Raw genomic sequence first — 26,449 nt, 5'->3', positions numbered from 1 at the left:
ATAAAAAAAACCGCCGCGGCGGTTTTTTTATGGGTCAGGCGATCAGATCTTGCAACCTTCGCAGTCCGCTTCGTCTTCGAGGAATTCAGGGACCTCTTTTACCTTCTGCGCCGCTTTTTCTTCGGCTTTCGCCAGTTCGGCATCGATATCAAAATCGAAAATATCATCACTCATCGCTTGGTCCTCATTCTGCTTCGCGTTCAAACGCTGAGTATAATCGACAAGCCGCCGGCCGGAAACCTTTCAGTTTGCCGCCGCCAGCTGCGATGGCTCATCCTGCGGCTTTTTTCCGTAGGCCATGTCGTACACGTCGTAGAAGTCGATTTCGCCCTTGTTGCCGATGATCACCCGCATCTTCTGTTTCAGCGCGGCGCCGATGGACGGCTCATCCAGCAGCTGCTGCACCGCATAAGGCGACAGCGCGCGGGTGAAGTACCACTCGCCGTTATAGCACACTCGCAGATCCAGCACCCCGATGTCTTCAAAGCGGTAGACCGGCCGGATCTCTATCAGCAGCATGGCGAACATGAACAGCACAAAGGCGGTGAAGCCGAGGAAGGCATACATACCCATGTACGGCACCTGATACATCACGGCGATCACCGCGAAGTAACCGGCGAACATGGCAAGGCACAAATAGCGGTGAGTGCGGGCGAATTCGCTGTTGAAGCGCGGCTTGCCGTCGCGCCCTTCGCGCCGATTGATCTGTTCAATCTCTTTAACCAAGATGCTTTTAATCGCGTCCATCGTTACAACCTTATGCTGGAAACAGCATTGCCATCAAATCTCACCGCTAAAAGTAACACAAGTACAGTTTTGCCGGGTAGATCAGTTAACCAACTTAATGGCGGCAACTGTTATAGTTCGGCTTCAGCGCGGTTGAGCGGCTTTGCCTTGCGCAAACATGAACATGCGCTGGGCGACGTCGTCGGCCTGTTTGATTTTCTGCTTTTGCGGTTCGTTGCTGCGTTGAATGGCGCGGGCGTAGGCGATTTCATGGGCCTGATCGATCATCGCGATGATGCGATCCCGTTCAGTCTTCTCCATATTGCCCAACATGGTGGTGATAATCGCCTGGTAAGCGTTGGACGCGGCGGTCAGCGCCTTCTCTCTCGCCTCGAGGGCGGCGACGCGTTGCAAGAGTTCCTGCAGTTGCTCGGAGTGGGACATATCGACCTCCTGTTGCCGGGCAGCAAGCCTGCCTGATTACAGTTTAGCAAAGGATCGAGAGAGAAAGAGGAAGGAAAGCCAGCGGTTACGGTAAAGCACACCCGAAAATCCCAACGAGGAGCCGATAGTGCAAATCAACCCGGGTGCGCTTTACGGTAAGCGCGATGAGATGAAGTGAAAGAAAGCTGGCGCGCTATGCAGGACTCGAACCCGCGTCTATCAATTTTCAAGCCAAAACAAGCCATTATAAAACCAATCACTCTGCCAACTGAGTTAATAGCGCGTTCCTTCGCTTCGGGGCGTTATTATCCATAACAACATTATGGACTCAAGCTTTTTTAGCATAATGCCCTGATTTTACGGATAAGTCTTAGGTTATCGCCAGCGTTATGGCCTTACGGCAGCTCAATAATCGGGTAATCGCCGGCGATAAGCGGCTTGCACAAAATCTTGTAGCCATCGCTGTCGAAATGGCTGGCCGCGCTCTGTAGCCGCTCCGCCTGCGCCAGATTGCCGACCGAGCCCAGATAAAACCAATTGTGAATCACATGGTACTGACGCAGCGTCTCGCCCTGCTCCTCCAGCGCCACGCGCCCGGCGAACGGCCAACAGGCGATGCGCAGCTGCTCAAGCGCCGCGCTGAGCCGCAGCGCATGCTCCTGCGCCGACTCCACGCCACAGCAGGCGCCCGCGCACTTGCGCAGGCTGTAGCGGAAACAGGCTCGCCCCGCCGGCAGCTTGTCGATCCCCAGCTTGCCGTAACATAAACGATGCTCGTCGGCGATGGCGCGCAGCTTTTCCAGCGCGGCGTGGCGATTGGCAAACAGCCCGTAGAGATGGGGCGTGACGGCGAAGTCGATCTCTTTGGCGTGAGCAATCGTCACCGCATCAGCCTGCAAGCGCAGCGCGCACAGCTGTTTCGAGCGCCGCAGACGTTTGTTGAACAGCGGCTGTTGTTGTTTGATCAACTGCGCCTCCAGCAGCAATGCGCCCAACTCGCCGGCGGTCTCGATAAAGCTGATGCGTCGGGTTTGGCGCAGCATTTTAGCCTCGTCCTGCGCGCGGAAGTGCGCCATCACCCGGCTGCGTATATTGACGCTTTTACCGATGTAAAGCGGCAGGCTCTCGCTTTGACCGTGAAACACATACACGCCCGGCCCTTTAGGCAACGGCGCCAGGCAGGCGCGCAGGTGCTCCGGGTATTGATAAATGTCGAGTTCTGGCTCGAGGCGGTTTGGCATCATGGCGGTGGCATTATCCTGCTGATGAATGAATACTGGTTTTTTACCCAGTATAACGCCCAACGCAGCCGGTTGCACACCCGGCGGATAATAACTCACCGTGATCTTTAACGGGAAAGCCTTTACTATCCCCTTTCCAGCGGGAAAGCGCCTCACGTTTAGCGCCAGTTCAAGCTGGCGCTGCCATGATGGCAGACTGGAACCGCCGCTTTTATCGTTATGGAAAACCTGGGTATGTCATCACTGAAACTCCCCTCCCGCCGTCTGGCGTTGATCGCCGCCATCGTTTTCATCGCCGTCGTCGTCGCGTTGGCCATCTTTTGGCAACGCCCGCCGCAGCAGGATTACGTTACTGCGCCGGCCCGCCTGGGCGATATCGAAAACGCCGTGCTGGCCACCGGGCGGCTGGATGCCATCGAACGCGTCAACGTCGGCGCCCGCGTCTCCGGCGAAGTCAAATCGCTGAAGGTCAAGCTGGGCGATCGCGTCACCAAAGGGCAACCGATCGCCGACATCGACGATCTGCAACAGCGCAACGATCTGCGCAACGCCGAAGCGGCGCTGAACGTAGTCAAAGCCAATATGTTAGCCAAACAGGCCTTGCTGAAACAGGCGGAGTCTCGTTTCAAACGCCAGCGCCGCATGCTGAACGACGAAGCCAGTTCGCGGGAAGACTTCGAGACCGCCGAAGCCTCGCTTGCCACCACTCGCGCCGATCTGCAGGCGCTCAATGCGCAGTTGGTGCAATCGCAGATCGAAGTCGAGAAGAAAAAAATCGATCTGGGCTATACCCGCGTGGTTGCGCCGATGGACGGCATTGTTATCGCCGTGGTTACGCAGCAGGGACAAACTGTCAACTCCAGCCAAAGTGCGCCGACCATCGTCAAGCTGGCGCGGCTGGATATGATGACCATCAAGGCGCAGATCTCCGAAGCCGACATCACCCGCATTTCGCCGGGACAAAAGGCTTACTTCACTATTTTCTCCGATCCGGATAAGCGCTACGACGCCACGCTGCGCACCATCGAGCTGGCGCCGGAATCGGTGATGAAAGACGACTCGCTCGCCGGCGCCAGCTCCGCTTCCGGCTCCGGCACCTCGAACGCCTCGGTCTATTACAACGCGCTGCTGGACGTGCCAAACCCGGAAAACCGCCTGCGCATCGCCATGACCGCGCAGGTGTCCTTGCTGCTCGGCGACGCGAAGAACACCCTGCTGGTGCCGATCCAGGCGGTGCATAAAATCGATGGCAAAGAGCAGCAGGTGCAGGTGCTGACCCAGGACCAGCGGTTGGAAACGCGCAAAGTGACCACCGGCATCACCAACAATGTCGACATTCAGATCCTCAGCGGCCTGAAAGCCGGTGAAACCGTGGTGCTGTCGCAGCCCGCCGCCAAATCGGCTGAGGATGGCATCTTCCTGTGAACGCGATCATCGAACTAAAAGGCATCAGCCGAACCTACACCAACGGCGGTCAAGCGTTAACGGTGTTGAAAGATATCGATCTGACCATCGCCGCCGGCGAGCTGGTGGCGATCATCGGCGCCTCCGGCTCCGGCAAATCGACGCTGATGAACATCATGGGCTGCCTCGACGTGCCGGATCGCGGCGATTACTACATCAGCGGCCAGAACGCCGCCCACCTGTCGCCGGACGAATTGGCCCGCCTGCGCCGCGAACATATCGGTTTTATCTTCCAGCGCTATCACCTGATGCCCGATCTCAGCGCGCTGGGCAACGTCGAAATCCCGGCCATCTACGCCAACGCCCGGCGCGATCAGCGTCGGCAGCGGGCGGCGCAATTGCTGGCGCGGTTGGGGCTTGAGGGACGCGAAGACCACAAACCCGGCCAGCTTTCCGGCGGCCAACAGCAGCGCGTCAGCATCGCCCGCTCCCTGATCAACGGCGGTGAGATCATCCTGGCGGACGAACCGACCGGCGCGCTGGACACCCAATCCGGTCAGGAAGTGCTGGCGATCCTGAGCGAACTGAATCAGCGCGGCCATACCGTGGTGATCGTCACCCACGATATGAAAGTGGCGCAACATGCGCAGCGCGTCATCGAACTGCAAGACGGCAAGATCATCGCTGACAGCGGCCGCAAGTCGGCGTCCGGCCCATCGTTGCCGCCGCCGAACCGCAGCCGGCAAAGCGGCTGGCAACGCCTGATCGACCGCACCCGCGAATCGCTGCACATGGCGCTGAAAGCGATGAACGCTCATCGTCTGCGCACCGCGCTGACCATGACCGGCATCATCTTCGGCATCGCCGCCGTGGTCACGGTAGTGGCGCTGGGCGAAGGCGCCAAACAGCGCACGCTGGAAAACCTCAAAGATCTCGGCACTAACGTGGTAAGCATCTATCCGGGCCGCGATTTCTTCGACGACGCCATCGACAGCATCCGCACCCTGGTGCCGGCCGATGCCGACGCGCTGGCGCAGCAAAGCTTCGTCGACAGCGTCAGCCCGGAAGTAGACGCTTCCGACAGCATCCGTTTTCGCAGCAAATCCGCCACCGCCTCGATCACCGGCGTCGGGCGCGACTATTTCCGCGTGAACGGCGTCGAGCTGTTACAAGGCGTGACTTTCCGCGACGATCGTAATGCGCTGCAGGAAGTGATCATCGACGACAATGCGCGCCAGGCGCTGTTCGGCGATTTCGGCGTCGAGCCGCTCGGCCAGATCGTGTTTCTCGGCTCGGTGCCAGCCCGGGTGATCGGTGTGGCGAAAAGCAATCGCAACTACGCGCCCAATCGCATCACTGTTTGGATGCCCTACAGCACGGTGATGTATCGCATGGTGGGCAAACCGACGCTCAGCGGCATCACCGTTCGGCTAAAGGACAATGTCGCCAGCGAATCGGCCGTCACCGCTATCACACAGCTGTTGACCCAACGCCATGGCGTAAAAGATTTCCGTTTGTACAACTTCGATAAAATCCGAAAGTCCATCGAACGCACGTCAATGACTTTTAGCCTGCTGATCCTGATGGTGGCGTCCATCGCGCTGGTGATCGGTAGCCTGGGCGTGATGAACATCATGCTGGTCTCGGTGACCGAACGCACCCACGAAATCGGCGTGCGCATGGCGGTCGGCGCGCGGCGCAGCGACATCATGCAACAGTTCATGATAGAGGCGGTGCTGGTTTGTCTGATCGGCGGCGCTTTAGGCATCGCGCTGTCGTTCGCCGCCGGGTCGCTGTTCACCTCGCTGGCGGGCGGCATGTTCACCGCCATCTATTCCTGGCAAGCCGCCGCCACGGCGTTTTTCTGTTCAACCTTAATCGGCATGATCTTCGGTTATCTCCCCGCCCGCAAAGCGGCAAGGATGGATCCGGTCGTTTCATTGGCCAGCGAGTAACCCATGAAAATTTTATCTCCCCTGGCGTTAAGCCTCGCCGCTCTGCTCACCGCCGGCTGCGGCAATGCCCTGAAAAGCGACTACCGGGCGCCGCAGGTCAACTATCCTGCGGGCTGGCAATACGCTGCCGACAACGCCGCGCCGACGCCGTTCGACTGGCGCGATTTCCACGATCCCGAGCTCGATCGTTGGCTGCAACAGGTGATGGCGAGCAATAACGATCTGGCCGCCGCCGTGCTGCGCGTTTACCGCGCGCGGCTCGAGGCGGAACGCGTCGGCATCAGCACCGCGCCCGGCGTCAGCGCCTCATTAAGCAGCGGCATTAATCGCCCGCTGTCCGAGTCCTCCGCGTGGAATAAAACCAGCAACGCGTCGCTCACCACCAGCTATGAGGTCGATCTGTGGGGCAAGCTGGCGCGCCAGCGCGACGCGGCCGAGTGGAGCAGCCAGGCTTCCGTGCAGGATCTGCAGGCGGCGCGCCTGAAGCTGTTGGCCGACGCCGCCACCAACTACTGGCGCATCGGTTTTCTCAATCAACAAATCAGCGTCAGCCAGGCGAGCATCGCCTATGCCAAAACGACGTTGCGGTTGGCCAACGCCCGTTATCAGGCCGGCAGCATCTCGGCGCTGGACGTAGTGAATGCGGAACAAAACTTGCTGACGCAGGAACGCAGCCTGGTGGCGTTACAACACGATGGTCAACAGGCGCTGAACGAGCAGGCGGTGCTGCTGGGCGCGCCATCAGGCCAGGCCACCATCGCGCCCGCGCGCCTGCCGACGACGGCGATGCCGCAGATCAACACCGGCATTCCCGCCAGCGTCCTGAGCCGTCGTCCGGATCTCAGCGCTCAAGAGCTGCGGTTGCGCGCCGCCCTGGCCAACGTCGATGAAAAACGTCTGCAATACTATCCTGCGTTCAGCCTGACCGGTTCACTGGGCGCCAGCAGCAGCGCGCTGCTGGAATTCCTGCGCAACCCGACGGGCAGCCTCAGCGCCGGCCTGACGCTGCCGTTCCTGCAGTGGCGCCAAATGGGCGTGGAGATCAAGATCGCCCGCAACGACTATGAACAGCAAGTTCTGGCCTTCAAGCAGGCGCTGTATAAAGCGATGGGCGATGTGAATAACGCGCTGTCACTGCGCACGCAGCTGCTGGCGCAGGAGACGCAGTTGCGCGCCTCATTGGCGTTGGCGCGAAAATCGGAGCGGTTGAACGAGGTGCGTTACCGACAGGGCGCCGTCACCATTACCGACTGGCTGAATGCTCAGGAACAGCGCCGTCAGGCGGAACTGGCGGTGGATGAAAACCGCTTCGCGCAGTACCAGAATCTGGCGAAAATCTATCTCGAATTCGGCGGTTCATCGGCGCCGTAATCTCAGCGGCCTGGCCACCCGGCCAGGCGTTTTTTTAGCGGCGAACACATCAATTTTTCCTGTTTTATCTCCCGCACTCTCTATACTTGAAGCATCGTCAATCAGACGAAAAATCGCCACATCGTACAATTATCAGACCATTCTCGCACCAAATCGGTGCAAACACTTAAGTTAAACTGCTGGATTTGATCGCCGCAAGATATAACGTTAAGCTATAGATACAAAATAATTAGTCACCTAAATGACATAACATCGGCATGAGCGACGCTATTTTGTGATCCACATCCCAACTTAAATGTGGATAATGAATCGTCTTGAACCGCGATTCGATTAGCCGATTTGATAACTCGAAAACAACAGTGAACGGAGATTACGCTTTCACGAACAACGAATAATTCATTAAGGGATGATTATATGAAGTTAAGAAAAAAACGACATAAACCGATGCACATTAACGACATCACCATCATCGATGACAGCAAACTCAAGAAAGCCATTACCGCCGCGGCCCTCGGCAACGCAATGGAATGGTTCGACTTCGGCGTATACGGCTTTGTCGCCTATGCGCTTGGCCAGGTCTTCTTCCCCGGCGCCTCTCCCGGCGTACAAATGATCGCCGCGCTGGCGACCTTCTCCGTCCCCTTCCTGGTGCGTCCGCTCGGCGGTCTGTTCTTCGGCGCCATGGGCGACAAGTTCGGCCGTCAAAAAGTGCTCTCGGTCACCATTATCATCATGGCGGTCAGCACCTTCTGTATCGGCCTGATCCCGTCCTATGCGTCGATCGGCATCTGGGCGCCGATCCTGCTGCTGCTGGCCAAACTGGCGCAAGGCTTCTCCGTCGGCGGCGAATATTCCGGTGCGGCGATCTTCGTCGCCGAATACTCACCGGACCGCAAACGCGGCTTTATGGGCAGCTGGCTGGACTTCGGCTCCATCGCCGGCTTTGTGATGGGCGCAGGCGTAGTGGTGCTGATCTCCAGTATCGTCGGCGAAGCCAACTTCCTCGACTGGGGCTGGCGTATCCCGTTCTTCATCGCCGCGCCGCTGGGCCTGATCGGTCTCTACCTGCGCCATGCGCTGGAAGAAACCCCGGCGTTCCAGCAGCACGTGGACAAGATGGAGAAAGAGGATCGCAACGCCATCGAAAATCCGCCAAAGACCTCGTTCAAAGAGATCGCGGCCAAACACTGGAAAAGTTTGCTGGTGTGCGTCGGTATCGTGATTTCCACCAACGTGACCTATTACATGCTGCTGACTTACATGCCGAGCTACCTGTCGCATAACCTGCACTACTCGGAAGATCACGGCGTTCTGATCATCATCGCCATCATGATCGGCATGCTGTTCGTGCAGCCGGTGATCGGCCTGACCAGTGACCGCATCGGCCGTAAGCCGTTTATCATCGGCGGCAGCATCGGCCTGTTGGCGTTGGCGATCCCGTGCTTCATTCTGATCAACAGCAACGTCATCGGCCTGATTTTCGTCGGCCTGCTGGTGCTAGCGGTGCTGCTCAACTCCTTCACCGGGGTGATGGCCTCCATCCTGCCGGCGATGTTCCCGACGCACATTCGCTACAGCGCGCTGGCGATTTCGTTCAACATTTCGGTGCTGATCGCCGGTGCAACGCCAACCGCCGCCGCCTGGCTGGTGGAGGCGACCGGCAACCTGTACATGCCGGCCTACTACCTGATGGTTGTTGCGGTGATCGGTCTTATCACCGGTCTGTACATGAAAGAAACTGCTAACAAGCCACTACGCGGCGCGACGCCGGCGGCGTCTGACCGTACCGAAGCGAAAGAGCTGCTGCAGGAGACCTACGACAACATCGAACAGAAAGTCGAGGACATCAACGCGCAGATCGCCGAACTGGAAAAGAAAAAACAGATCCTGATCGACCAGCATCCCAAGCTGGACTGATCGGCGCTGAAAGGCAAAAGCCACCCGCTTGGGTGGCTTTTTTACATGGGTTTCACGCGAAACAATGCGCAGCGCATTTTATGACAATCAGGATTGATGATACGCTTTGAACCACACTCTTTATTGATGAAGCACCTGATCATGAGCAAGATGGATCTTCCCGTCATCATTGGCATCCTGGTTATGCTAACCCTGTGGCTCGGCGCACTGTTCAACATCGGCGATATCACCTTCACCATTTCGCGTCTGTTTCACTGGATTGAAAGCCAACGAGGATAGCCTGCGTACGCGGTAACACGGGCGATGAGCAAACATCGACTATGATTGATAGAGGTTACGTCATTTTCCGAGACTGTCGCTCGCGATAAAGAGGACCGCATCATGACCGACTATGTGTTCTACAATCAGATCCTGACCCGACTGGCCGCCAATCATCCCGGCACGCTGGATGAGAAAACTTACGAACTGTGGAAGCAGGACGCCACCAGCCCGCACGCCTTCGCAGATCCCTTCGCCTATCTCAAAACCAAGGGGTTGATACAGGCCTACGTGATGAGCGACATCGACGAGAACAACTATGATATCGATCCGCACCAAACGCGGATCACCGCCGCCGGTCTCGACTTCATCCGCAGCGGCGGGTTCAAATAAGACGCAAAAAACCGCCCAACGGCGGTTTTTTTACCCGAAAAAGCGTCCGGACCGTTTCAGGCGGGGAAAGGCCGATAAAAAATACGCAGCACTTCACTGTCGCCCTGGCGTAAAAAGCCGCCTTCCGGCTGCCAGCGCAGATCGCGCGCCAGGTTGAGATTTTCCCAGCCGACCGCGCCTCCCACGCCGATGCAAAGATTTTTATTGCCTGCGGCAAATCCCGCGCCGGTGCCGATCATGGCATGCAGCAATCGGGGCGAGGCCGCGTCGCGCATGGAGAATATCCCGATAAAACATCCCTGCGGGGCGCGCAGCATATCCGCCATGGTGCGGATCTCGGTATCGTCAGGGCTGACGAAATGTTTGTACTGCTTATCGAACACCGTCAGCCACAGCTGCTTGTATTTCGCCTTACTGAGCGCGCCGGAACGGTGGGCGCACAGCACCACCGCATCCCAACACATCTCCCCGCTGAGCGAAAGATACTCTTCCGTATTCTCCTGCGGCTTATCGGCATAATGCCGCGCAAATTCAGCGGCATTCAGATGCGGCGGCACGGCCTGTTTGGCGACGTCACTCTTGTAGCGCTTGAAATTCAACCAATGCATGGGAAGTCTCCTCTTCACCCGATAGATTAATAAATCCGCAGCCGTGAATGAGACGAGCCATCAAATCCAGCGCGTCGTCGGCAACGGCGGTGTCGTCGTCGTTCAGCCCCTGTTCCACCGCCCGCTCAATGGCGCTCATCACCGACGTCGCGCTGGTTTCTTCCCCTTGCGCTACCACGTCCAATACGGCTCTGCCGATCGCCAGACAAAGCTCATGATCAAACTCAACCTCTTTATACGGCTGCATACTCACCCCGATAAATTTTTACCCAAGAATACTAGACCACAATGACGCATCGCGCCTGCAGCCGTATCGCGGCGATCGGTGCAGCCGACAGAGAAATGCATCAGGCCCCGGATGGGAGAACCGGGGCCTGATAAATGGCAGGTTATTGCGGCGGCTGTTCGGTAGGGCGAATGATAAAGCAAGTGGCGGTTGCCGAAGCCAGCAGTTTTCCTTCCGCCGTTTTGAGCGTGCCTTCCGCGAAAGCGACGTTTTTCGACGCATAGACCAGACGCCCCTCGGCGATCAGATCAACCTCCTTCGGCACCGGGCGCAACATTTTCACCTGCAGATCGACGGTGCCATAACCCGTCCCTGCGCCCAGCGTACTGTGCACCGCGCAACCGGTCACCGAGTCCAAAACCGTGGCGGCGAAGCCGCCATGAACGCCGCCCAGCGGGTTAAGGTGGCGTTCGTCGGCCCGCGCCACGATGCGGATATATCCCTCTTCAACTGCGGCCGGTTTCATGGGCACCGTTTCAGCGATCGAAGCCGGTGGAATTTTGCCGGCCATCGCTGCCTGTAATAACGCCAGCCCCGTCATTTTTGTCGGATCCATAACTCTCTCCTCTGGTGGTAAATCCGTCATATAGGAGAGGTCTGACCTCTTGGCTTGCTTTTTCGTGCTGATGCCGCTTTCCGCCCGCTCTCCATGTTCTTTGAATGTGACCGACATCACTCTTTAAGGTTAATAACCATAATTTATTAATGCCTTTAGATTTAAAACAACTTTCTGCTGTAAACGCCGCCGGAAACTGAACGCAGTTAAGTTCAACATTATTAAGGCGTATCTATCATGGATTTCTTTCTGCAATTAGCGGTGATATTGGCATGCCTGCTGTATGGGGCGCGTAAGGGCGGCATTGCGCTGGGGTTACTGGGCGGTATTGGTTTGATGATTCTGGTGTTCGGCTTTCACCTGCAGCCCGGCAAACCGCCGGTAGACGTGATGCTGGTGATCATCGCGGTGGTGGCGGCCTCCGCCACCCTGCAGGCCTCAGGCGGCTTGGACGTCATGCTCCAGATCGCCGAGCGGATGCTGCGGCGCAACCCGCGATATGTCTCGATCATCGCGCCGTTCGTCACCTGCATTCTCACTATTCTGTGCGGCACCGGCCATGTGGTGTACACCATCTTGCCGATCATCTATGACGTGGCGATCAAAAATAACATCCGCCCGGAACGGCCGATGGCAGCCAGCTCGATCGGCGCGCAGATGGGCATTATCGCCAGCCCGGTCTCGGTGGCTGTCGTTTCACTGGTGGCGATGCTCAGCAGCTACACCTTCAATGGCCGCCATCTGGAATTCCTCGATCTGCTGTCGATCACCATTCCTTCCACCCTGTGCGGCATTCTGGCGATCGGTATCTTCAGCTGGTTCCGCGGCAAAGACCTGGACAAAGATCCCGAGTTCCAGAAATTCATCTCGGTGCCGGAGAACCATCGCTACGTCTATGGCGACGCCGCCACCCTGCTGGACCGGGTATTGCCGCGCAGCAACTGGATCGCCATGTGGATTTTCCTCGCCACTATCGCCCTGGTGGCGGTGCTGGGGGCCTTTTCCGACCTGCGGCCCAGCTTCGGTGGCAAGCCACTTTCCATGGTCCTGGTGATCCAGATGTGCATGCTGATGGCTGGGGCGCTGATCGTCATCATTACCCGCACCAACCCGGCGTCTATCTCTAAAAACGAGGTGTTCCGTTCCGGCATGATTGCCATCGTGGCGGTGTATGGCGTCGCCTGGATGGCGGAAACCATGTTCGGCGCGCACCTGACGCAGATAGAAGCCACGCTGGGCGTGCTGGTGAAAGAGTACCCCTGGGCCTATGCGCTGATCCTGCTGCTGGTGTCGAAATTCGTCAATTCGCAGGCTGCCGCGCTGGCGGCGCTGGTGCCGGTGGCGCTGGCGATCGGCGTCAACCCGGCCTATATCGTCGCTTCGGCGCCGGCCTGCTACGGTTATTATATTTTGCCGACCTACCCCAGCGACCTGGCGGCAATTCAGTTCGACCGCTCCGGCACCACCCGCATCGGCCGCTTCGTGATCAATCACAGCTTCATTCTACCGGGCCTGATCGGCGTCAGCGTCTCCTGCGTCTTCGGCTGGATCCTCGCCGCGGCGTTCGGTTTCTTATGATCTGTACTGTGGAGCCCTGCGGGGGCTCCCTGCAGGCAGGGTGGCGGCATGACAAGAAAGGAAAAAATGCAGGCGTAATGCGAATTTCAGGCACAAAAAAACCGCCTCTCGGCGGTCTACGACATTACTACTTATTGCTTTGATTATTCGGTATTTTTATTCCCTGGTACCCGGGGCGGGACTTGAACCCGCACAGCCATAAGCCGAGGGATTTTAAATTGCTCTTGTTTTTCCTATTTATTATAGTGTTAGGAACTAAAATCATAATATCCTTGCAGGTTTACACTCTTTAAAATCATATAGTTACAAGTAATAACGATGTCTAATTATGAAAGCTTTAACGTCTTATCTTCCTTAAATTTTTCTAAGCATAATCTCCTAAGCGGATGAGTAAGTGCGCTCTATTTACACAACGACTGAATCACTCCTATTATCTAGAAATATTAAGTTCGCAATACCCTAGATATTCTCCCACTCGGCCACTGCAAAGTGGCGTATGCTAGTGCCAAGCCCACAGTAACTCTATGCATCTTGCCCCCATAGAGTGGAGTCAGACCAAGATGATGGTTAAGAATTAGAAATCAACAGGTTGTGTTTCAATCTTAACCACCCAAGAGGTCTTCACACCACGATTTTACCGTAAAGCTCATTAGTTATACCCACTTGCATAGTTATCAATAACGACATAGAATCCTAAAGACTATCAATTGATTATCGATATTAAGATGAATAGTATGCTTCCTTCATGGGTAGTGGATATTGCCACTATTGTAACAATATTGGGATTTTTTTAACAATAATGGTTTGGTATCAAGTAAAATGGATTAAACTGTCATACAAAAATAAAGCTCGACTTCCAGAAATTCATTTGGAATTGAGTGAGTGTGCATCTAAGATAAATGGTTATCTAAACGATTGGGATAACCAAGAAAGGATGGCAATTGCTGAGATGACAGCATGTAAAGGTTTATTAGATAATTTGTCTTTGAAATCCAATTCTACGCTTAAGAAGTCGGCTTCTAAATTAAAGTTAAAAATTAGCGGAAAATCAAGCTGGTATAGTTTCAAAGCATTAAAAATGAATAGTGATCTAGCTTGGGATATTTATGGGGAGTTAACATCTCTCAATAACCTGCTAGGTCAGACGATTAAAGATTCAAAGTGGGAATAGATAATGATTGCCAATGATAAAATCACTTCGCTTATAGTTAAGCTAAACAAAGATACTGTAAATAGAACCATTAAATGGATTTATGTTGATGATGATAAGTATAAAATAGAAGGCACTGATGATATTGTTCCTTTAATGTATATTTGTGCCATGACAGACAAACACATAGCGATGTATGAAAGAAAGTCGAAACATTGGCTTGATGATGTCGATTACACATGGAACAGTGATGTTTATTTAGCTATAATGAGTCATGACGGAAAAATAATATGGGATACAAAGCAGCCAACTCAAGCTCTTCGTGACTTGTTTGAAACTGTTCGTCGGCAGTCTTCAGGACTTGATGATATTTTAGATGAGCTTTTTAATAAATCATCGTAATGTTAGCAGTAAACGCCATGCGGCATATTTATGTGTATTCTGCATGACGAGCTAAAAAACACTCATGAATTGTCTTATACCCGCTCTCGGAGCGGGTTAAATGACATTTATTTCTTTCTAACTGTGTAATGCCTCCATGAAGTGCAAACATAATTCAATTCATTAAGTTTGATTATGTGCTTAAAATGATACTACTATAGTAAAATATTACTCCCTTCTCTCTACCCCTCCCCTATACTTCCCCTAAATCAGCATCAAAAAGGGTTGGTTATGTGTGGACGATTTGCCCAGATACAGACCCGCGCCGACTATCTCGACGTGCTCGCCTCCGACCTTGATTTTGCCAGCGCGCTGGACAATGTTCCGATCAGTCGCTACAACGTGGCTCCAGGCACCCGCGTGCTAGTTCTTAATCAACGCGACGATAAGTTGTACCTCGATCCTCTCGAGTGGGGATATGGCCCTGATTGGTGGCGTGAAATGAAACGCCAGCCGGTTATCAATGCTCGCGTTGAAACAGCAGCCACTAGCAGAATGTTCAAGCCGCTATGGAATCACGGTCGCGCGCTGGTGATGGCAGATGGCTGGTACGAGTGGAAGAAAGACAAGCATGACGCCAAAGTAAAGCAACCCTATTTCATCTATCACGAATCGAAAGCACCTATATTTTTCGCCGCGATAAGCCGCCATCATCCCGATGCTATAGAGCCTCCTGATGATGACGGTTTTGTCATCGTGACCAGCGCCAGCGATTCGGGCCTGCTCGATATTCATGACCGTCGGCCTGTCGTTTTGCCACCAGCAGCGGCACGCGAGTGGATGAGGCCAGACATCACATCAGCGAGAGCAGAAGAACTCGCGAACGAAGCATCCACACCTCCCGACGATTTCGCCTGGCATCCTGTAGGAAAATCAGTCGGCAATATCCGCAATGATGGCGCTGAGCTGATTAAGCCTATCGCCAACCCACTGGTTTAATAAACCCGAGCGCGCGGCAAATCACTCAGCCGTGTCGTGTATGCCGGCGACAGTAGCTCACGTTTCATTGACCACGCCTGGTGCGCCCCTTGACCAGCAAACCATAGTTTCGATCTGCCCGAATTGTTGATCCGATCAATCACGCCCATAAGTTGTTCACTGTTATGCCGTGGTTTGTACTCATCGAAGAGTCCCAACTGAGCCACGCCTTGACTATAAAAATCCTGCAGCATCACCCCGCCTTTTTGATACCGATGGCCGGGTTGCCAAATCGCATCCAAACAACGCATAGCCGCGGCGATAATGTCGCGAGTATCCTGTGTCGGTGTGCTCAGTTTTATGCATGCAGTGTTGCCGTAGTATTCCTCATTGATTGCGAATGGGCTGGTTTTGAGCCACGCGCTGACATGCCGGCAATACTGGTGCTCCTCCCTCAACTTCTCAGCGGCACGCGTCGCGTACATACAAATAGCCTGGTGCATCTGGTCATACTCGGTGATCCGATCACCGAAGCTGCGGCTGCAGATGATCTGTTGTTTTGTCGGCGCAAACTCCTCCAACTCTAGACAAGGCTGGCCGCGCAACTCTCGCACCGTTCGCTCTATCACAACGCTGAAATGCTTGCGGATCATCGTAGTGCTTGCATCGGCCAGTTGTAGTGCCGTTTCAATCCCCATCATGTTGAGCTTTTTCGATATCCGGCGTCCGATACCCCAGACCTCATCGACCGGCACGAGGCCCATCAATTTGCGCTGGCGCCCTTCATTGGATAGATCCACTACTCCGCCGGTCTTGTCCCACTTCTTCGCAGCGAAGTTTGCCAGCTTGGCTAACGTCTTGGTTTGGGCAATGCCAACGCCCACAGTTAGCCCTGTGTTGCGCAGTACCTTGGCCCTCACCTGACGACCGAAAGTATCCAGATCAATGCAGTTACGAACGCCAGTCAGATCAAGGAAACTTTCGTCAATTGAATACACTTCCACGCGAGGCGCCATATCTTCTAAAACAGCCATCACACGCTGAGACATGTCTGCGTATAACTCATAGTTGCTGCTGAACGCGATGCCCCCTGCGCGCTCAAATTCCCGCTTAATTTTGAAATAGGGTTCTCCCATCTTTAGCCCTAACGCCTTCGCTTCCTTGCTCCTGGCTACGACACATCCGTCGTTATTCGACAGAACGACCACAGGACGCCCTCGCAGATCAGGGCGCCATAGCGTTTCACAGCTCGCGTAAAAGCTGTTCACATCAGCAAGCGCGTACATTATTTGAGCCTCGTGATCGAAGACACAACAACGCCCATCACTTCCAGATCGTCGCCGCCATCATGGAGCAGGATCGGCTCATACTTCGGGTTCATGGGTTCCAGCTGCGCGCGAGGATGCAAACAGAGGCGTTTCACGGTGAACTCGCCGGCTATGCTGGCAATCACTATATCGCCATGGGCCGGACTGATGCTGCGGTCAACCACAAGCATAGAGCCCTCAGTGATCCCAGCATCAAGCATGGAATCACCTGTCGCATACAGAAAATAGGTTGCATTGGGATGGCTGATACAGTACTCGTTCAGATCGATGCGCGAGCTGACGTAATCTGCCGCTGGACTGGGAAACCCCGCCGGCACCTTGTCAGCGAAAAGCGGGATTTTGAGCTTGGTTGGGTTTGGTGTTGGATAAAAGAAAGTCATAATGTTGCCTTGTTACTGTGTTTTTATACAGTATATGCGCAAGATTTTGACGGGGGAAAGTTCGGATTTTTGTTAGAACGGTAGGATATTGATCAGCAAAGAAAGATAGTTTTGATGAATAGCCGGGATCCCTCCCGGCATCATGCTCACCCCACCAGCTCAGCTTTCAATGCGTTGAATCGCGCATAGAGCGTGTTTTTTGCGTCAACTGACAGAATGCCAGGGATGATGATTTTCGCGGCGATGTCCCCCTGGAAGCCGTGGCTTAGAGGGTTCCCTGCACCACCAACGATTAACTGACGAGATGCCGACGTTGAGAACGGCTTAGCCGGGATTTCCTTCTGTTGAAGCAGTGTGCCGTCATGCTCCCAACGATGATGCGAGCTCGTCGCCTCGATTGCTGCAATATGCCACTGATTATCACGAAACCCTGCAATCGTCGTATTGATCGGGTAGTTGCTCGGTTCACTTACCGCCGTACCACCGTGATTGATCCAAACAGCATCACCTTGGAATGAATCATTCCCGAACCGAACGCGCAACCAGTCGGGCACGGCCGCGTAGTTCCCGCAGATGTTACCGCCTGTTCCCGTATATCCCTCTGTGTTTGCGAGAGGTATGCGGTACAAAATGAATTGAGCATAAATCCCATCTGCTGGCAGTGACTCATAACTGCCCTGTGCGATCAGCGCGCCAGAGTTTGAGGCAGCACGACCGAACCGCAGCGCGAAACCTTTACCGGCGGCAATAACTCGTGGTGCAAGGGTAGCTACCGGAGCCCAGTTTGCACGTCCTGTTTTGTCGCGAACAAGAGAAACCTCCCCACCACTCGAAACAACGCCGCTTTTTGCCTCAAGCCACGCCGTCGGATTCATTTGCAAGATAGCGATCTCTTGCTCAGTGATCCCCAGCTTCGGCAGATTAGGGTTATTCGCCGGGCGATCGGCTTTGAAGACAACCATTGCGTTTGCCATTATTAATTTATCTCCCACAGGAAAGCGGCCAGCCACTGATATTCTGTCTCGCCGGTGTAAAGGTTAGTGATGCCATTGGTTGTCCGAATAAGCCCTCGGGCGCCATCTATCGGCCCAGACTGTTTATCGCTGCCAGTGCGCTTAAGCCCATACCCGATCTGCACCACTCGGGTATTCGTCGGATTGTTCACAGTTAGACGCATTCCCGTAGTTCCCAGCGGGGCAACGTCAGTGATCGTTATCTCGGAACTATCGCGCGCACGAATGTTAAACCCAGCGCCGGGGCCAAGCCCTGCAGAATTCACGATAGCGTCAGACTCGTCTTTGATGATCGATACTGACGAAGCACAATACACATCAATAGTGGTTGCGCTTGACCAGTAGACTGAACGCGCCTTGAGAGAGATAAAACCCGTGCCAAAGCATTCAAATGCGACGGCGCGAGCTAAAGCCACGCCGCGCTTATTTTGCCCCAGGCTGTTGATGTGAATAACGTCGCCCGGGTGTGGGTATTGATACCCAGGCCCGGTAAATCTGATGTTCCCAAGCCCATCGGCGTCCAATTGCCCCTGCCTAACGCGGCTGTCCCACTCTCCCCAAGGTTGGAAGCTGCACTGCTCAACAAAGATCGGCGTTTCCGGGTGATCACCTCCGAAAATACGCTTCACTTCGGTGTTATAGTTACGATCCAGATTCCTCAAAAACCGTGTATAAAGTTCGGGGAACATACCTGGTGTGCCGTCGGTATCCGTTTCGCCGGCTTTGACATCAAGCCCGAGAACTACAGGTTTAAATCCCATCCGTTCGCAAATTCGTTTCGCATCGATCAGCCCTTGCACCAATGCAGACCAGGCCGCCGTTCCTCGCGTGAGATTGCGATACGCCTTGCCGCCATCCGCCGCAACATAGCGCAGGATATGAATCCTTTTCCCCGTCAGCTTCTCAACTTCGCTGATAATGTGCGCCGCAGAAGATGAGCACGCCGTTTCTTTCCAACCCCCGTTCACCGTATCTTTCAGTGACACAATTTCATCGATCAGCCCCGCGCTGCGGTTCGGGTTTTCTTTCCCAGCGCCGCGATCCGATTTGAACATCCACGCGTTGTCTGGATAGAGCTGCGTCGTAGCGATCAACACGTCATCTGCGTAAGTGCTCCATCCCTGCGCCAGGGATTGGCCAAAGGTCGGCAGGATGTACATCACAGGGCGCAGATCATCGGCAACGGAGATACGCGTCGCGCCGTAGTTCATCACCAGATCGTTAACAGCTGTAGCCTGTTTTATTTGCTGTGCTGCTGGTTTCAAATCACCAACGCGTTTTAACCCGTCAGGAGTAGCAAAATAATACCCTCCGTCCTCAGTCCATGCTTCTGTGATATTTTTATATGGATCGACAATAATTTTCGTGCACACTGCGCCATCTGGAAGCGTATACGGCTGTGCCTCGAGGTACGGCCGCACCACGACGTCAGAATCAGCCGCAACAACTCGCAGCAACCCATTCTCATCGATGAAAGCGTGTCGCCCGTCATCCAACATCAGCGGCGCAAAATGCCCATCTGCGAACTCAACCCCAGCAGCAATCTTATCGTCGATCCCCGCCGGCGCGTTGGGAACAGTGCTCACCCGTGTTTTCATTTCATTCAGCGCATCAGTTACCGCGCCCCCGGCCATTGACCAGCGCCCCGTTGGTACAACCCGGCTATCGGTCACGGTATATTCAAGCGCCAACTCTATGGTAGATTGAGAACGCACCCAGAAAAACTGGCGAGTCTCTTTCCCATCATCCACTGCTTTTTGCGCTGCTACTTCGTCGGGATAAGCATCAGAAACAGATTGCGCCAGTTCAGATGCAACTTTGGCTTCAGCTGCAGACGCCTTTGCCTGCTCAGCATATGCAGCTGCTTCGCCCCGCATTTCATCAACCATTGCCACAATCGCGGGTGTTAATTCATCCTCACCTGGGCTGGTCAGAAAATCGTTAAGTGTCCCCGGTTTTGAGTCGCTATAAACGGTGATTTGCCCTGCTTTCTCGAATGGACGCCCATACGCCTCAATCATTACGTTATGCGTGCCAACTTCGACCGACAATGAATAACTGCCATCGGCGGTGGTAGTAGAACTGGACGGCGCTTGTTTAACAACTGACGATGAGGTTTTTACCGCCACCAGCATAATCGTTACATTCGGGCGCGGGTCGCCATTCGGGCCAATGAGTTTACCGCTGATTAAAACAGCCATATTCTCTTTTATCTCCAATAAAAAACCCGCCTGAGCGGGTTGTTATAGTTGTATTAGTGAGATACTAATTTAACTGTCTCTACCGTTAGACCAGTTACTGTTCCAAACTAAAAGCTGTATATTGAGGAGTTGAAAAAAGTTCAACTAGAAAACTCGTTGACTGCCTAGCAGAAGATGACTGATCAACCTCCCCGACGGCCAATTGCCAAAAAATAGGTTGTCCCTTTCCAATGTACTCATCAATAAATACAACCGACACCGATTTACTCGAATCAGATCCAGCTGATGACTCAGGTAAATAACCGCCACTTGTTGAGTTTTTTCTTACACCACCATAAAAATGAGGGTACGGAGAGCCGTGTCGTGTTATCTGTATCCGTCCAAATACACGAACCGGTATTACACTATTACCACTAAACCTTAAGATTCTACTATCATTTGTATATCCAGACCCCCAACTTAACATAGAGCCGTCCATTATGGCTCCTTCAATATTTGCCGCAGATAACTTACCATCAATAACGCAGTTTTCTAATATATGACAATTCCCAATCGTTCCATTATTAAAGTTTCCTGCATCTGCATAAATGCTTCCTCTAACAGTCACTTGATGGAATTCTGCGTAGCCATTTTTATTAATCGCCCAGCCACGCTGCCCACTTATCCAATTAGAAGACTGAATATGCTGTGCGATCTTTGCACTATCGATAGCCGCATCCTTGATGAATGCGCTATTCATGAAGACCTGACCATTTTCAATAGCAAAAGGAACAGAGACAGCAGATCCTTGCCCATCAGCAGTGTTCAGCACTGCGAAACGGTCAGCTAAAATCAGCACTTGGCTTTGCATCCCCTCCGGGGTGTTCTCGACGCCGACGCCGATACCGGCGGTGTAAAGTTTTCCGTCAACAGTCTTACCAACTTTTACCGACCACATATCCTTTAACTTTCCGGCATCCTCTACCGGCCCCAGCAGCTCCTGCCCCAGCTCAGTCTCTGTGATCTTCCCTTTCAGGTAGTCAAGAACCTCGCTGGCGTCTTCGCTCGATGTTCCCTGCACCCAGTTCGTCCACGGGCCGGTATTGCCGAGCTTATCCACCAGGCGCGCCTGGAACCAGAAATTCACCCCCGCCGCCAGCCCCGTCATCGTGTGACTGCGCTGTGGGTAGGCATAGTCGCCCAGGTGCATTTTATTGCTGCCGTCGGCGTTCTTGCTGTACCAGATTTCAGTCCGCTGCGTGTCCTCTGCCCCAAGAGGAAACTCCCAGTTCAACACAATGCCGAACACCTGGCCTACCGTCGTGAAACTTGCCAACGCTGGCGGTTCGCCTTGCTTACCTGTCAGCACCATTTCTGGCGCATTGGCCCAAACGCTGGAAATTTCAGAAGGGTTTATGGCGCGAACGCGGGCCTGATAGCGACCGGCATAGATACCGGGAACCTCAAACCCAAGTGTTGAAGTGCGCGGCGCGGGGATCCAGTTGCCGTTATCACGGCGCCATTCAGCCTCGTACGCGATCGCATTTTCTGCCCTGTCCCACGTGACGCGAAGAGTGGCCACTGCCATGCCCTGAAATACCGCCGACGATTCACCGATCTGCACGTTCGCAGGTGGAACCTGCGCACCAGGCGGTATAACGCTGATCGGCGGATCTTCTATACGAGCGCCAGTGTCTATGCGCGCATATTTATTCGGATCGTGTTCCACTGCTGTGATCTCGAATGAAACCCCATCTTCCCCTTCAGTGATCCCCGTAACCCGGAACTGCTGCAGAGCCAGGTCTGCGGCGTCGATTGCCCATACTGATTCCGCTACCGGAGTTTCGGAATAAGCGGTGGTTACCGTAACCGTGTTACCTGCCACAGCGGCAATAGTGCGCCCTTCGGCCTTGCCGCTTGGCAAGTTCAATACCAGGCGTTCTCCCACGGCTGCAGATGACTCTCGGTCAAGGGTAATATTCCGCCCAGATACCGAACTGATCCGCCCGCCAAGCGGCCGCCCAGCCAACATTTCATCAGCCACCGCAATGATCCAGCCAGGGAGGGGGATTTTTCCTTCCAACCCGACAGTAAACGATATACCACGATCCTTTTCATTCGTGAGCAGTAGCCATTTACCACGCCTTACTGCCTCAGATTTTCTGATGCAACCTATCGCCGTAACGTCTGCTTGTTTAATGCCCCAGCGTTTCACCAGCCGTTTTATCGATACTGGTTCTATTGCGTCCTGATACCCATTCGCAGGATCGCTCCAGCTCACCATAGCTGTGCTGTAGTGCGTTTTCTCACTGGCGCTTGCGTAGGTGAATTTGCCATCCTGTACATTGGCGCGGGTGTAAACGTAATCAACATCGCGTGGCATATCTGCCAGGGCATACATCTGATTGTTTGACCAAAAAGACATGCCGCGGTAGATAGAGGAAATATCCCGTAGAACGCTCCACGCTTCCTCCTGTGACTGAATATAAACGTCGCAGGTAAATCGCGGCTCTTTACCATCCCCACCTCGCCCGTCTGGTACCGGCTGATCGCAATATTGCCCGATGGCATAGAGATCCCATTTTGTTAAGGCAAGATTCTCAGCTTTAACGCGCGTACCGATCGAGAATCGATCATTCAGCATCAAATCGTAGGTAACCCATGCAGGGTTGTTTGTCGATGCAACTTTAAATGTCCCATCCCAAACACCGGTATATTCACGTGTCACAGGGTTGTAATTCGATGGGATACGGATCACTCTCCCGTCAGGTTCGCATGACACCTGTGGGATATTCTGGAACTGTTTAGCATCGAACTGGACAAATAGAAGCGCAGTTTCGGGGTAAGTTAGCTTGGCGTCGATCGTTTCTGTGATGGCTTCGATGACCATCTTATCTGCCACTCGGTTGCTTGTGCTGTTCGGGGTAAGGCGACGGACGCGAACCTGCCAGCCTGTTAATGCCGCCGGCAGATCAATACGGTGGCTGCGCTCATATTTGGTCGTCGTTTTGCCATCTACAGCCGTGCGCAACATCTCTTGATAGGCACCACCATCGGTGGCAATGTCGATCGCATACTCAATACGATAGCCGACCACATCACCGTTATCCTGCTGCTGCTGAAGCTGCGACCAAGAAAAACGCAATCTGACTGCTGAGAGTTGAGTATTTGAGACAGCTCGCACCCAGTCTCGATCGCTGGTTAATTCCGTGCTAACTGCAATTTCATTCTCTACATCCGGCATCCCAGGAATATACTCCTGATGCGGAGTTCCAGGCCTGAAATCCCAGCGAACTCCGGGAAAGTTTTCAGTACCATCCGCAGAAATAATCGGCGTACCATCGAGAAATATGCGAGTACCGTCAATATTTCCGCCAAATTCACCTTCACCAAGAGCCAGTAATATTTTGGCAAATGACGTCGATTGCAGGGAATCAGGGGACTCATATGGCGCGCTTGGGGTACTACTGCCGCCCTTTCGACCTTCAATTGCTACCATCATTTTCTCCGGGCATAAAAAAACCCGCTAAGGAGCGGGTTAGAAAAGTGTTAATGTTTTCTTACTGCTGGTCTTCTGCATAAATTCCAGCGGAAATAATGGCGCCGCCAATGCGGCGCTTTCCATAGAGTATGGGAACTGGATTACCCTGAGCTATTGTGTTAACCGGCCCACCGAAAGCATAGGATGGCTTATTATCCGGGTCTTGCCTCGTAGCCAGACCGCCTTGCATCGGCGAAAGCATCTGGACGACGCCGCCAACGATCATACTTGCGCCTGACATTGCGGCGACCGATGCCCAGCCTTTGGCTGCAAATGCAGCCCCAATTCCTCCCGCCGAGAACGCTGCGGCCGCAATTAAAACTGCGCCCAAAATCGTTTGAAAAACACCGGCCCTCTTACTACCAATGATGACTGGAGCAATGCGTATATCACGGCCGCTAGCCCCCATTAACAATTCATCTTTGCTTAGATTACGCTCCCCCTCAAATATTGAGAACGTTAGCCCTAGCTCTTTGCTTTCTAGCATAAATTTTTGGAAACCAGGCAAAATTACAGCGAGAGCCTTTAATGCTTCAATTGGACTTCCGACGGATAAACGATGAACTCTCCCAAATCTCGCCCCCAGAACACCATATAGGCGAATACATTTAATTTCAGGAACGTTAAAAGGCATACTTCCCCCATAAAAAAACCGCGCTTAGCGCGGCTTTCTTGACGAATATATTTTATTTGGTGAGCCAGTACTTCAACCTTTTTACAAACTCATCTTGAACGGATTTAGGGAGTTTGTATTTAATGTAAGTAATATCTGATTGATGCTCACCAAAAATATAAGAATCACGATTTGACTTTGATATTGACTTGATTTTATTTGCTAGATCCATCACGCCACTATCATTCAATGACAGTTTATCATCTTTTGAAAGCAATAAGTTATGGTCGAACCCATGAAATGAAAACTTGTTTTCTTCCTGTGCTTTCAACTGAACCGATACATCACTACCGCAATGCTTGCACTTAATTGCTTCAGGGTTTATTTTTTCAGCACAAAACGGGCATTTTACATATGCTTCAGTTGCCTTAGACGACGATTTCCCAAAGATGATCATCAAAATTGCGCAAATAGATATAACGGATGATATCAGCAAGTGATTCTGTTTAGATGCGATCAAGCCGATGTTATTGACACGTTCACCATACCCAGTGAAAACATAGGTATCCATGTTAAAAGCTATCAACAGCCAAACGACGCCTATTGCCAGCAATAAAAACCCAAACTCTCTCATTTAATCCTTTTCCTATAGAATAACAACCCCCATCAATGTTAGCAGTTGAAGTTAAGATGTTCACCCGTTAAAACGCAAAACCGTGATCGTCCGTTCTTGCCAATACCCGCCGTATGAGACACGGTTACTGAGCTGACCATACATATGATGGATCATAATCCCGTCCCCCAGGTAAACAGCGGCATGGTTCGGCTCAGGAGCCTGCACCTGCATAACGATCACATCGCCAACCAGTAATTCTCCTGATGCCGGCACGAACCCCGCCTCAGCGTAGTGCGCAATATAGAGGTTTTCACCACGATTCCACCAGCCGTCTGTCCGGGTAAAATCAGGTAACGCTATCCCTCGTTCGAGTTGATACCAGTCTCGCACGATGGCGTAACAGTCCCATATACCGTGAACGAATGGCCGCTCAAGCAGTGGTTTGACTCCCTCACGCGGGATCACCTCGCGAATATCACCTTCCGGCCAACTGGCGATGATCCACGGAAGCTGCGACAAATCACATTGCGCCAGATCCAGCTGGCTGGGTTGTGTCGTGGCGTCCGGGTGGCTATGAACAATGGCGACGATCGTGCCACTATCCTCTGCTGCAGCGTAATCGGCCGGCGCCAGGCTGAATTGCTCCGTTGGTTCCGGCGCCAGATTGCGGCAGCGCACGTAGCGTTGTCGGCGGCCACTCTGAACTACTACCCCACAACACTCCCGCGGATACTCAGCTTCGGCGTGCGCCAGTATGGCGCTGATTATCTTTTGGCGCATCGTTACCTCTTCAGTAATGCTGATCCCGGAAAGCCGCCAAACGGCAGCGGTGCAGTCGCTCCCCAGCGCTTTTTACAATCGCTAAGCTGCCCACCACACTCGTCTTTAGCCGGATCATCAACCGGGTTACCGTCTTCATCGAAATAATTTGTCCCGGTGTATCCGCAAGATGCGCCACGATATTGCCCGCGGATGCACCAGGTGCAGAGGCTGTGGATCTGCCGGGTCGGGATCTGAATACCCTGGAGATCTGCAGGGGAAGATAGCTGGAATTCGATAACCTCGTTTTCTTCGCTGGATTTGCTATCGATATAGAACACGTCCAGCTTTTCTTTCGTCGGATCAGCCTCCGGATTACCCTCCGGGTAGTTACGCGCATCAAGATATTGAGCAAAAGTGAAGTGACGGATCACTTTGGCCTGCGCCATGTTGTCGTAAACCAGACATAAGGCAGAGATCGTCCCATCCAGATTGGCAACACTGAGTGTTGGCGTGGGCGCATTGCCATCACTGGTGACTTCGAACCCCTGAGCCTGAATGGGCCACGGCTTAAACTCCCGCCCCTGCCACCAGATGGATTTAGCCGGTAGCAGCGCCGGATCACCGCCGCTGGCTTTCAATTCGTCTTCGGTATAGGGGATCGGATAGTTGTGGAAAAAGAGTTCTGGGCCATCGAACTGGGTACCGTCAACATGAAACAAATACACCTTGCTCCCCGGCCGCAGAAGCTGAAGATCCGCATTAATTGACAT

26 protein-coding genes and 1 tRNA gene are annotated in these 26,449 nt (G+C 53.6%); 10 read left to right on the top strand and 17 right to left on the bottom strand.

Annotation, left to right across the window (positions count from 1 at the left end; genetic code table 11):
- Positions 1 to 42: 42 nt before the first annotated feature.
- The 5 genes from J9788_RS25150 to cho all read right to left on the bottom strand — a co-directional run bounded on the left by J9788_RS25150 (position 43) and on the right by cho (position 2,414).
- Positions 43 to 174, bottom strand: a complete 132-nt coding sequence (locus J9788_RS25150; protein WP_015377413.1) for a hypothetical protein — start codon at positions 172 to 174, stop codon at positions 43 to 45.
- Positions 175 to 243: 69 nt separating this feature from the next.
- Entirely contained in the window at positions 244 to 747 is a 504-nt protein-coding gene (locus J9788_RS01345; RefSeq protein WP_047026308.1) for a YlaC family protein, read from the bottom strand.
- 123 nt (positions 748 to 870) lie between these two features.
- Positions 871 to 1,170 (bottom strand): sigma-S stabilization anti-adapter protein IraP, encoded by a 300-nt coding sequence (locus J9788_RS01340; RefSeq protein WP_033642650.1) that lies wholly within the window; start codon positions 1,168 to 1,170, stop codon positions 871 to 873.
- Between the two features lie 186 nt (positions 1,171 to 1,356).
- Positions 1,357 to 1,453 (bottom strand) — tRNA-OTHER (locus tag J9788_RS01335).
- Between the two features lie 112 nt (positions 1,454 to 1,565).
- A complete protein-coding gene (gene cho, locus J9788_RS01330) occupies positions 1,566 to 2,414 on the bottom strand; it encodes an excinuclease Cho (protein WP_033650719.1) in 849 nt (282 codons plus the stop codon).
- 216 nt (positions 2,415 to 2,630) lie between these two features.
- Here cho and J9788_RS01325 point away from each other — a divergent pair, with 216 nt between their 5' ends.
- From J9788_RS01325 to J9788_RS01300, 6 genes are all read left to right on the top strand, one after another.
- Positions 2,631 to 3,836 (top strand): efflux RND transporter periplasmic adaptor subunit, encoded by a 1,206-nt coding sequence (locus J9788_RS01325; protein ID WP_182264714.1) that lies wholly within the window; start codon positions 2,631 to 2,633, stop codon positions 3,834 to 3,836.
- Positions 3,833 to 5,770: a MacB family efflux pump subunit gene (locus J9788_RS01320; RefSeq protein ID WP_033642649.1), complete on the top strand. Its 1,938-nt coding sequence runs from the start codon at positions 3,833 to 3,835 to the stop codon at positions 5,768 to 5,770. The genes J9788_RS01325 and J9788_RS01320 overlap by 4 nt, the downstream gene beginning before the upstream one ends.
- 3 nt (positions 5,771 to 5,773) lie before the next feature.
- The gene (locus J9788_RS01315; protein ID WP_182264715.1) at positions 5,774 to 7,141 is read left to right on the top strand and encodes a TolC family protein; all 1,368 of its coding nucleotides are present in this window, start codon (positions 5,774 to 5,776) and stop codon (positions 7,139 to 7,141) included.
- Positions 7,142 to 7,555: 414 nt separating this feature from the next.
- Positions 7,556 to 9,058 carry a glycine betaine/L-proline transporter ProP gene (gene proP / locus J9788_RS01310; RefSeq protein ID WP_004927916.1) on the top strand — a complete coding sequence of 501 codons (1,503 nt, stop codon included), beginning with the start codon at positions 7,556 to 7,558 and terminating at the stop codon, positions 9,056 to 9,058.
- Between the two features lie 96 nt (positions 9,059 to 9,154).
- A complete protein-coding gene (locus tag J9788_RS01305; protein ID WP_139285535.1) occupies positions 9,155 to 9,337 on the top strand; it encodes a hypothetical protein in 183 nt (60 codons plus the stop codon).
- Positions 9,338 to 9,439: 102 nt separating this feature from the next.
- Positions 9,440 to 9,709, top strand: a complete 270-nt coding sequence (locus J9788_RS01300; protein WP_033642645.1) for a hypothetical protein — start codon at positions 9,440 to 9,442, stop codon at positions 9,707 to 9,709.
- A gap of 56 nt (positions 9,710 to 9,765) precedes the next feature.
- On the opposite strand, the gene J9788_RS01295 is transcribed toward J9788_RS01300, so the two are convergent.
- From J9788_RS01295 to J9788_RS01285, 3 genes are all read right to left on the bottom strand, one after another.
- A complete protein-coding gene (locus J9788_RS01295; protein ID WP_033642644.1) occupies positions 9,766 to 10,317 on the bottom strand; it encodes a hypothetical protein in 552 nt (183 codons plus the stop codon).
- Positions 10,283 to 10,564, bottom strand: coding sequence for a hypothetical protein (locus J9788_RS01290; RefSeq protein WP_033642643.1), 282 nt, complete (start codon positions 10,562 to 10,564; stop codon positions 10,283 to 10,285). Before J9788_RS01290 ends, J9788_RS01295 begins: the two co-directional genes overlap by 35 nt.
- A gap of 142 nt (positions 10,565 to 10,706) precedes the next feature.
- Positions 10,707 to 11,159: a PaaI family thioesterase gene (locus J9788_RS01285; RefSeq protein WP_182264716.1), complete on the bottom strand. Its 453-nt coding sequence runs from the start codon at positions 11,157 to 11,159 to the stop codon at positions 10,707 to 10,709.
- 237 nt (positions 11,160 to 11,396) lie between these two features.
- On the opposite strand from J9788_RS01285, the gene J9788_RS01280 reads away from it, so the two are divergent.
- The 4 genes from J9788_RS01280 to J9788_RS01265 all read left to right on the top strand — a co-directional run bounded on the left by J9788_RS01280 (position 11,397) and on the right by J9788_RS01265 (position 15,267).
- Positions 11,397 to 12,737, top strand: coding sequence for an anaerobic C4-dicarboxylate transporter (locus J9788_RS01280; protein WP_033642641.1), 1,341 nt, complete (start codon positions 11,397 to 11,399; stop codon positions 12,735 to 12,737).
- Positions 12,738 to 13,536: 799 nt separating this feature from the next.
- A complete protein-coding gene (locus J9788_RS01275; protein WP_209333046.1) occupies positions 13,537 to 13,908 on the top strand; it encodes a hypothetical protein in 372 nt (123 codons plus the stop codon).
- Positions 13,909 to 13,911: 3 nt separating this feature from the next.
- Positions 13,912 to 14,289, top strand: a complete 378-nt coding sequence (locus tag J9788_RS01270; RefSeq protein ID WP_182264718.1) for a hypothetical protein — start codon at positions 13,912 to 13,914, stop codon at positions 14,287 to 14,289.
- 270 nt (positions 14,290 to 14,559) lie between these two features.
- Complete coding sequence (locus J9788_RS01265) at positions 14,560 to 15,267, top strand: SOS response-associated peptidase family protein (RefSeq protein WP_182264719.1); 708 nt, start codon at positions 14,560 to 14,562, stop codon at positions 15,265 to 15,267.
- Here the strand turns inward: J9788_RS01265 and umuC are convergent.
- From umuC to J9788_RS01220, 9 genes are all read right to left on the bottom strand, one after another.
- Positions 15,264 to 16,532, bottom strand: a complete 1,269-nt coding sequence (umuC, locus tag J9788_RS01260; RefSeq protein WP_182264720.1) for a translesion error-prone DNA polymerase V subunit UmuC — start codon at positions 16,530 to 16,532, stop codon at positions 15,264 to 15,266. The genes J9788_RS01265 and umuC overlap by 4 nt on opposite strands.
- Entirely contained in the window at positions 16,532 to 16,954 is a 423-nt protein-coding gene (gene umuD / locus J9788_RS01255; RefSeq protein WP_182264721.1) for a translesion error-prone DNA polymerase V autoproteolytic subunit, read from the bottom strand. Before umuD ends, umuC begins: the two co-directional genes overlap by 1 nt.
- Before the next feature lie 146 nt (positions 16,955 to 17,100).
- Positions 17,101 to 17,928, bottom strand: coding sequence for a hypothetical protein (locus tag J9788_RS01250; protein ID WP_182264722.1), 828 nt, complete (start codon positions 17,926 to 17,928; stop codon positions 17,101 to 17,103).
- A 2-nt stretch (positions 17,929 to 17,930) separates the two neighbouring features.
- Entirely contained in the window at positions 17,931 to 20,168 is a 2,238-nt protein-coding gene (locus J9788_RS01245) for a prophage tail fiber N-terminal domain-containing protein (protein WP_182264723.1), read from the bottom strand.
- 94 nt (positions 20,169 to 20,262) lie between these two features.
- Positions 20,263 to 23,646 carry a DUF1983 domain-containing protein gene (locus J9788_RS01240; RefSeq protein WP_182265109.1) on the bottom strand — a complete coding sequence of 1,128 codons (3,384 nt, stop codon included), beginning with the start codon at positions 23,644 to 23,646 and terminating at the stop codon, positions 20,263 to 20,265.
- Between the two features lie 61 nt (positions 23,647 to 23,707).
- Positions 23,708 to 24,322, bottom strand: a complete 615-nt coding sequence (locus J9788_RS01235; RefSeq protein ID WP_182264724.1) for a tail assembly protein — start codon at positions 24,320 to 24,322, stop codon at positions 23,708 to 23,710.
- A 52-nt stretch (positions 24,323 to 24,374) separates the two neighbouring features.
- Positions 24,375 to 24,935: a zinc ribbon domain-containing protein gene (locus tag J9788_RS01230; RefSeq protein WP_182264725.1), complete on the bottom strand. Its 561-nt coding sequence runs from the start codon at positions 24,933 to 24,935 to the stop codon at positions 24,375 to 24,377.
- Between the two features lie 60 nt (positions 24,936 to 24,995).
- Positions 24,996 to 25,697, bottom strand: coding sequence for a C40 family peptidase (locus J9788_RS01225; RefSeq protein WP_182264726.1), 702 nt, complete (start codon positions 25,695 to 25,697; stop codon positions 24,996 to 24,998).
- 2 nt (positions 25,698 to 25,699) lie between these two features.
- Positions 25,700 to 26,449 carry a phage minor tail protein L gene (locus tag J9788_RS01220; RefSeq protein WP_033646486.1) on the bottom strand — a complete coding sequence of 250 codons (750 nt, stop codon included), beginning with the start codon at positions 26,447 to 26,449 and terminating at the stop codon, positions 25,700 to 25,702.

The sequence above is a fragment of the Serratia sp. X10 genome, assembly GCF_017811775.1.
Lineage (GTDB): Bacteria > Pseudomonadota > Gammaproteobacteria > Enterobacterales > Enterobacteriaceae > Serratia > Serratia ureilytica.
Note: the sequence above shows the minus strand (reverse complement) of the source record. Positions and strands in the feature narration are given on the sequence as shown.

Excerpts from the sequence above, each read along its gene's own strand:
- J9788_RS25150 (WP_015377413.1), bottom strand. The coding sequence starts at position 174 with ATGAGTGATGATATTTTCGATTTTGATATCGATGCCGAACTGGCGAAA.
- J9788_RS01345 (WP_047026308.1), bottom strand. The coding sequence starts at position 747 with ATGGACGCGATTAAAAGCATCTTGGTTAAAGAGATTGAACAGATCAAT.
- J9788_RS01340 (WP_033642650.1), bottom strand. The coding sequence starts at position 1,170 with ATGTCCCACTCCGAGCAACTGCAGGAACTCTTGCAACGCGTCGCCGCC.
- cho (WP_033650719.1), bottom strand. The coding sequence starts at position 2,414 with ATGATGCCAAACCGCCTCGAGCCAGAACTCGACATTTATCAATACCCG.
- J9788_RS01325 (WP_182264714.1), top strand. The coding sequence starts at position 2,631 with ATGGAAAACCTGGGTATGTCATCACTGAAACTCCCCTCCCGCCGTCTG.
- J9788_RS01315 (WP_182264715.1), top strand. The coding sequence starts at position 5,774 with ATGAAAATTTTATCTCCCCTGGCGTTAAGCCTCGCCGCTCTGCTCACC.
- proP (WP_004927916.1), top strand. The coding sequence starts at position 7,556 with ATGAAGTTAAGAAAAAAACGACATAAACCGATGCACATTAACGACATC.
- J9788_RS01305 (WP_139285535.1), top strand. The coding sequence starts at position 9,155 with ATGATACGCTTTGAACCACACTCTTTATTGATGAAGCACCTGATCATG.
- J9788_RS01300 (WP_033642645.1), top strand. The coding sequence starts at position 9,440 with ATGACCGACTATGTGTTCTACAATCAGATCCTGACCCGACTGGCCGCC.
- J9788_RS01295 (WP_033642644.1), bottom strand. The coding sequence starts at position 10,317 with ATGCATTGGTTGAATTTCAAGCGCTACAAGAGTGACGTCGCCAAACAG.
- J9788_RS01290 (WP_033642643.1), bottom strand. The coding sequence starts at position 10,564 with ATGCAGCCGTATAAAGAGGTTGAGTTTGATCATGAGCTTTGTCTGGCG.
- J9788_RS01285 (WP_182264716.1), bottom strand. The coding sequence starts at position 11,159 with ATGGATCCGACAAAAATGACGGGGCTGGCGTTATTACAGGCAGCGATG.
- J9788_RS01280 (WP_033642641.1), top strand. The coding sequence starts at position 11,397 with ATGGATTTCTTTCTGCAATTAGCGGTGATATTGGCATGCCTGCTGTAT.
- J9788_RS01275 (WP_209333046.1), top strand. The coding sequence starts at position 13,537 with ATGGTTTGGTATCAAGTAAAATGGATTAAACTGTCATACAAAAATAAA.
- J9788_RS01270 (WP_182264718.1), top strand. The coding sequence starts at position 13,912 with ATGATTGCCAATGATAAAATCACTTCGCTTATAGTTAAGCTAAACAAA.
- J9788_RS01265 (WP_182264719.1), top strand. The coding sequence starts at position 14,560 with ATGTGTGGACGATTTGCCCAGATACAGACCCGCGCCGACTATCTCGAC.
- umuC (WP_182264720.1), bottom strand. The coding sequence starts at position 16,532 with ATGTACGCGCTTGCTGATGTGAACAGCTTTTACGCGAGCTGTGAAACG.
- umuD (WP_182264721.1), bottom strand. The coding sequence starts at position 16,954 with ATGACTTTCTTTTATCCAACACCAAACCCAACCAAGCTCAAAATCCCG.
- J9788_RS01250 (WP_182264722.1), bottom strand. The coding sequence starts at position 17,928 with ATGGCAAACGCAATGGTTGTCTTCAAAGCCGATCGCCCGGCGAATAAC.
- J9788_RS01245 (WP_182264723.1), bottom strand. The coding sequence starts at position 20,168 with ATGGCTGTTTTAATCAGCGGTAAACTCATTGGCCCGAATGGCGACCCG.
- J9788_RS01240 (WP_182265109.1), bottom strand. The coding sequence starts at position 23,646 with ATGGTAGCAATTGAAGGTCGAAAGGGCGGCAGTAGTACCCCAAGCGCG.
- J9788_RS01235 (WP_182264724.1), bottom strand. The coding sequence starts at position 24,322 with ATGCCTTTTAACGTTCCTGAAATTAAATGTATTCGCCTATATGGTGTT.
- J9788_RS01230 (WP_182264725.1), bottom strand. The coding sequence starts at position 24,935 with ATGAGAGAGTTTGGGTTTTTATTGCTGGCAATAGGCGTCGTTTGGCTG.
- J9788_RS01225 (WP_182264726.1), bottom strand. The coding sequence starts at position 25,697 with ATGCGCCAAAAGATAATCAGCGCCATACTGGCGCACGCCGAAGCTGAG.
- J9788_RS01220 (WP_033646486.1), bottom strand. The coding sequence starts at position 26,449 with ATGTCAATTAATGCGGATCTTCAGCTTCTGCGGCCGGGGAGCAAGGTG.